This window comes from Rhizobacter sp. (assembly GCF_031412075.1).
GTDB lineage: Bacteria > Pseudomonadota > Gammaproteobacteria > Burkholderiales > Burkholderiaceae_C > Rhizobacter.
In genome coordinates, this window is sequence record NZ_JANOCG010000394.1 from 1 (window position 1) to 4,121 (window position 4,121).

A 4,121-nucleotide genomic window follows, 5' to 3' on the forward strand; every position below is an offset into this window, starting at 1 on the left:
GCACCCATCATCCAGGTCACGCCGCTGATGGGCAGCAACCTCATCATCGTCGTGTTCGCGGTCGTGGTGATCGGGGGCATGGGCTCGATCCTCGGCTCCATCCTCACTGGCCTGGCGCTCGGCTTGATCGAAGGCCTGACCAAGGTGTTTTACCCCGAGGCCTCGAGCATCGTGGTCTTCGTGATCATGGCCATCGTGCTGATGATTCGCCCCGCCGGCCTGTTCGGCAAGGAGAAGTAAGTTGTCGTCTGTTGTTCGATCACTGTCCGGGCGCGCCGCCTGGTGGGCTGTGCTGGCCTTGTTCATTGCCGCACCCTTCGTTGGCATCTACCCGGTGTTCGGCATGAAGGCGCTGTGCTTCGCGCTGTTTGCCTGCGCCTTCAACCTGCTGCTCGGCTACACCGGCCTGCTGTCGTTCGGCCACGCCGCCTTCATGGGCGCAGCCGCCTACGGCACCGGCTGGCTGGTGCGCAGCGCCGGCTGGTCGCCCGAGCTCGGGCTGATCGCCGGCGTGCTGATCGCCGCCGCACTGGGCCTGGTGGTGGGCTTGATCGCGATTCGCCGCCAGGGCATCTACTTCGCGATGATCACGCTCGCGATGGCGCAGATGATCTTCTTCATCTGCCTGCAAGCGCCCTTCACCGGCGGTGAAGACGGGCTGCAAGGCGTGCCGCGCGGCAAGCTGTTCGGCCTGATCCCGCTCGACAACGACCTGGTGATGTACTTCTTCGTGCTGGCCATCTTCGTGGCCGTGTACCTCTTCATCAGGCGTGTCGTGCACTCGCCCTACGGCCAGGTACTGAAGGCGATTCGAGAGAACGAGCCGCGTGCCATCTCGCTCGGCTACCAGGTCGACCGCTACAAGCTGCTCGCCTTCGTGCTCTCGACCGCCATCGCCGGCCTCGCCGGCGGCCTGAAAACACTGGTGCTGGGTTTTGCCACCTTGTCCGACGTGCACTGGTCGCTGTCAGGTGAGGTGATCCTGATGACCTTGCTCGGCGGCCTGGGCACCTTCGCCGGGCCGGTGGTCGGGGCCTTCACGATCATCGGCCTGCAGAACTTCCTGGCCGACCGGGTGGGCTCGTGGGTCACGGTGATCATCGGCATCATCTTCGTGATCTGCGTGCTGGCCTTCAGGCGGGGGTTTGTCGGCGAGTTCATCGCACGCCGGCCACGCGCTGCGGCGACGGCCCGCCCGTTGTGAGGCTCAGACCCGCCCCTGCTGCTCGTCGATGCTGCGCAGCAGCTGCGCCACGTTGAGCGGTTTGGTGAGGTAGGAGGCAAAGCCCGCTGCCAACGCCGCACGCGCCTGGTCGGGTGAGGCGTCGGCCGAGAGCACGATGCGCGGCACGCGGCTCAAGCCAGGGTCGAGCGCGATGAGGCGCGCCAGCTCCAGGCCGCTCATGTCACCCAGGTGCATGTCGACCAGCATCAGGTCGGGCCGCTCCTGCTGGGCGACCTGCAAGGCCTGCTCGCCGCTGGCCGCGACCAGCAAGCGGCAGGCGGGGCGCATCTTCAGCACCTGGCGCACCAGCTCCACGTTGACCGGGTTGTCTTCGGCGTAGAGCACGGTGTAGGCCGTGGTAGCAGGCGCGCTGGCCGGCGCGTCGGTGCCCGGCGCCAGCGAGGCCGCCAACGAAGAAGGCACCAGCGGCAGCGAAGCGGTGAAGCAGCTCCCCTCGCCCACCACACTGTCGACCGCCATCTGGCCCCCCATCAACTGCACCAGGCGCTGGGTGATGACGAGGCCGATGCCGGTGCCTTCGATGCCGCTGCGCTCGATGCCCAGGCGGTTGAAGGGCTCGAACAGATGTTCTTGCTGCGCGGCGCTGAGGCCGATGCCGGTGTCGCGCACCTGCAGGTGCACCAGGCCAGCCGCCTCGTCCACCGGCCAGCGCAGGCTGACGCTGCCACCGACGCGGTTGTACTTGATGGCATTGCTGAGCAGGTTGACCAGCACCTGGCGCAAGCGCAGGTGGTCGGCCCGCACGCTGATGCCCGCTGCGACGCCGGCATCGGCAAGGTCGAGCTGCACGCTCACCCCGGCGGCGGCCGCGGCCGGCGCCACCATGGTCACCGCCTCGTTGGCGACCAGGTGCACCGGCACGGTGGTCGGCGACAAGGCCACGCCACCACTTTCGATGCGCGAGAGGTCGAGCACGTCGTTGATCATCGCCAGCAGGTGCGCCCCCGCCTGCGAGATGTGCTGCACCCGCGCCTGCTGCGACGGGCTGAGCGGCTGCGCGGTGTCGAGCGCCAGCAGTTGAGAAAAGCCGAGCACCGCATTCAGCGGCGTGCGCAGCTCGTGGCTCATGCGCGAGAGAAATTCGGTCTTGGCAGCGTTGGCGCGCAGCGCGGCCTCGGCAGCGAGTTCGGCCTCTTCGGCGCGTTTGCGTGCACTGGTGTCGACCATCAGGCCGCGCAGCAGGCGCCGCCCGCCTTCTGCGGGCACCGGTGTGATGAGGCTGCTCATCCAGAGCACCCGGCCATCGCGCGCGATGAAGCGGTAGTTGACGGCCTGCGCGACTCTCGCCTCGAGCGCCGCAAACACCTCGCCCACGGCCCGTTCGCGGTCGTCGGGGTGCAGGTGGCCCGACCAGAAGAACGGCACCATCCACTCCGACAGCGGGTAGCCGGTGATCGCCTCGGCTTTTTCGCTCACATAGGTGAAGCGCCGCTCGCTCAGGTCAGACTCCCAGAAGATGCCGTCGACCGAGCTCACCAGGTCGAGAAAGCGCTCCTGGCTGCTGCGCAGCTCGGCCTCGGCCAGCATGCGCTCGGTGATGTCTTCGACCACGCCGATGAAGTAATCGGCGCTGCCGTCTGGCTTGCGCACCAGCGTCATGTGGGTGTTGACCCAGACCGGGTGGCCGTCGGCATGCAGGTAGCGCTTGGTGCTGCGGTAGCGTGTGATCTCGCCGCTCAGCAGGCGCTGGCGCTGGGCCATCTCGGCCGCCAGGTCGTCGGGGTGGGTCAGGTCGTCGGAGCGCAAGGCCATCTGCTGCTCGCGGCTGCGGCCCAGCAGCTCGCAGAAGCGCTGGTTGACCATGCGCGGTGTGCCGTCGAGCCCGATCTGCAAGATGCCCACACCGGCCAGGTCGAAGGTGGTCTGCAGCTGCTCCTGCTGTTCGCGCAAGGCCTGCTCGGCGGCGCTGCGTGCACGCTCGGCACGCACCGCACCGAAGATGGCGGCCACGCTGGTGAAAAGCGGCTGCAAGTGATCGACCAGCGGCTGGTCGTAGCCGCCTGCGCGGTTGGACAGGCCGAGCATGCCGACCATCTCGCCACCGTGGAACAGCGGCACCCCGAGAAAGGCGTTCATGCCGGGGTGACCTGCAGGCAGGCCACCACGGCGTGGGTCGTTGGCCGGGTCGTTGCTGATGACCATCTCGCCGCTGGTGATCGCCGCACCGAACAGGGTGTTGAGGTTGTGGAACTCCATCGCGTCTTGCGGGCCGCCGCGCCGATGCCGCTCTATCACGGCACGGGTGGCGTCGTTCCAGGCGATGTCGGTCAGCACCTCGATGCGCAGAAAGGGCGCGCCGTGTTCATCGTGCAAGAGGGCGGCGAGAAAGCCGTATTCGCTGCCCGTCCAATCGAGCAAGTCGACGAGCAGGGGCTCGAACACCTCGCGCGGCGGCGCAGCGCGGATGTAGCGCGACTGCACCCGCCCGATGATCGCGCCGAGATCGTGCGGGCTCAAAGGCGGGGGGCTGCGGGTGGTCACGCCAGATTGTCCACGGGGTCAATTCACTGTGGCACAGCACCCTTACGTTGGGAAGGCCCGGAAAACCCACTTATGTCACGTCGGCCCGTGGGGCACACTGCCTGCGGCGCACCCAGACAACGGAGACCCCCGCATGAGCCACACCCCCCCCCACCCCTTCAACCGCCGCCAATGGCTGGCCGCCGTCGCGGCGCTCGCCGCCGCACCGGGCTCCGCCTGGTCGCAAGGCGCCTGGCCCAACAAGGCGGTGCGGATCGTGGTGCCCTTCGCCCCCGGTGGCACCACCGACATCCTGGCGCGTGCGCTGGCGCCCGAGCTGAGCCGGGCCCTGGGCCAGCCCTTCGTGGTTGAAAACAAACCCGGCGCCGGTGGCAACGTGGGCGCCGACCTGGTG

At 68.1% G+C, this 4,121-nt stretch carries 3 protein-coding genes and 1 pseudogene; 3 read left to right on the plus strand and 1 reads right to left on the minus strand.

The genetic code is table 11. From position 1 onward, the window contains the following. Together RMO40_RS14810 and RMO40_RS14815 are read left to right on the plus strand one after the other, a co-directional pair. The coding region (locus tag RMO40_RS14810; protein WP_489660168.1) for an ABC transporter permease subunit at nucleotides 1-240 on the plus strand (240 nt) is incomplete at its 5' end. Between the two features lie 22 nt (nucleotides 241-262). Continuing rightward, entirely contained in the window at nucleotides 263-1,204 is a 942-nt protein-coding gene (locus RMO40_RS14815; protein WP_309722794.1) for an ABC transporter permease subunit, read from the plus strand. A 3-nt stretch (nucleotides 1,205-1,207) separates the two neighbouring features. Here RMO40_RS14815 and RMO40_RS14820 read toward each other — a convergent pair whose 3' ends face one another. Further along, entirely contained in the window at nucleotides 1,208-3,727 is a 2,520-nt protein-coding gene (locus RMO40_RS14820; protein WP_309722787.1) for a PAS domain S-box protein, read from the minus strand. Between the two features lie 133 nt (nucleotides 3,728-3,860). Here RMO40_RS14820 and RMO40_RS14825 point away from each other — a divergent pair. Further along, nucleotides 3,861-4,121, plus strand: a pseudogene (locus RMO40_RS14825) (tripartite tricarboxylate transporter substrate-binding protein); the annotation flags it as partial.